Here is a 1,757-nt window from a genome sequence, read left to right on the forward strand (position 1 = left end):
ATCTCCATGCTGTTATCGGGCCGCGACCACCGTGGCCTCGATGGCGATCGACCAGCCGGAGGCGAGCGGCAGAGCACCCTTCAGGGCCGCAGCGCAGCGAAGGACGGCAGGGCCGGAACTTTCTTGGCTCGCGAGGAATGACGGCGCCCTCGGGGTCCTCATGCGGCCTGCCGCATGGGGTGGGGGTCCGTCAGGGGAAGAAAGTTTTGGCACGCCGTTGCGGCCAGCCGATCGAGGCGCAGCCGGTCTTCGGCCAGATCAGCCATCCGACAGAGGCCATGGTGTGCGGACCCGCCAGCCCCATGGAGCGACGATGCTGGCATGACCGGTCCGACAGGTGGGGAACGTGCGACACAGGAATATCTCACGCTCGCCCGATGCGACCATCTTCGATGCTGGTGGCGCGGATCACGGCCCGACACCCGCCCCCGACTGCCGCGTCCCTGCTGCGAACGGTTCGGGCCGCATCCTCTGGACCCGTCGTCCAACGAAGACTGGCCAGCCGGTTGCCCGCTGGACGATCCCTCCTTCGCCATGGCTGTTTCGAACTGTTCACCGGTGAGGAAGGGGGCCATCGCCTCCCTCATCCATCGTCCCCTTAGCCGGCACGGGGAAAGAGGTCACAACCCGCCCCCGATCTCTCCGGGTGGGGCCTTCCGGCGCGATCAACCACGTTTGCCTCAACCGGCAGCGCGGGCAACGGGGAGCCCGACGGACAGTTCTGATCGATCGATGCTACACGAAAAGTCGGGAGTAGCACTCATCGTTTTCGGGATAAGGTGGAAAGAGACAATGGCGCTTACGCGCCACTGTCCTCGCGGAACCGCCAGACCGGGATGCCCATCTGCCTGGCCTTATCGGCAAGATTGTCCTGAATGCCCGATCCCGGAAACACCATGACCCCGACGGGCAGGACTTTCAGCAGGGCGTCGTTCCGCCGGAACGGGGCGGCCTTGCCGTGCCGGTTCCAGTCCGGTTTGAAGGCGATCTGCGCGACCTCGCGATGATCGGCCCAGCGGGAGGCGATGAATTCCGCCCCCTTCGGCGAACCGCCGTGCAGCAGCACCATGTCGGGATGCTTTTCGCGCACCTTGTCGAGCCGGTTCCAGATCAGGTGATGGTCCTCGTAATCGAGCCCGCCAGTGACCGCGACCTTCGGCCCCGGCTGCACGAGCAGTTCGGTCTCGGCCCTGCGGCGGGCGTTGAGGAAATCGCGGCTGTCGATCATCGATGCCGTCAGAGTGCTGCGGCTGACCAGCGATCCGGAACGTGGCCGCCAGGGCGACATGGTCAGACGTTCAAACTGGTCGCAGGCGAGGTCGCGGAAGATCTCGTAAGCGTTACGTCGCTCCAGCAGCGTCAGGCCCTCGGCGGTAAGGCGTTCCAGTTCCACAGAGCGGATCTCGCTGCCATCCTGTTCCTGCTGGCTGCGTTTCTGCGCCGCCTCGTTGCGATCGAGATCCCGTTCGACCTGCCCGACCATGCGGTGAAAGACATTGACGGTGGACCAGAGCAGCGGTTCGAGATCGGGTTCCAGCCGTGTGCCCGTCAGCGTGGCTGACAGGGCGTCGAAGATATCGGCAACCGCGCGCCCGATCTGGCTGGCGTCGGGCAAGGGCCTCGGGTCCGGCTCGTCCTCAAACGGACGGTGGCCGTAAAGCTGGAGTTCCGCCAGCACATGGGCGGTGGAAGAGGTGGCGTGTGCAGGTTCGAAATCATCCTGTGTGCGGGTCATGGGTCTGTCCTCCGGTTCTGGC

1 protein-coding gene is annotated in these 1,757 nt (G+C 65.3%); it reads right to left on the bottom strand.

From position 1 onward, the window contains the following. Positions 1–799: 799 nt before the first annotated feature. Positions 800–1,735 (bottom strand): DUF2493 domain-containing protein, encoded by a 936-nt coding sequence (locus CFR79_RS15350; RefSeq protein WP_110548457.1) that lies wholly within the window; start codon positions 1,733–1,735, stop codon positions 800–802. Positions 1,736–1,757: the final 22 nt, after the last annotated feature.

The organism is Komagataeibacter saccharivorans, assembly GCF_003207825.1.
Taxonomy (GTDB): Bacteria; Pseudomonadota; Alphaproteobacteria; order Acetobacterales; family Acetobacteraceae; genus Komagataeibacter; species Komagataeibacter saccharivorans.

Bases quoted from the DNA above. Each gene is read 5' to 3' on its own strand.
- CFR79_RS15350 (WP_110548457.1), bottom strand. From the start codon at position 1,735: ATGACCCGCACACAGGATGATTTCGAACCTGCACACGCCACCTCTTCC.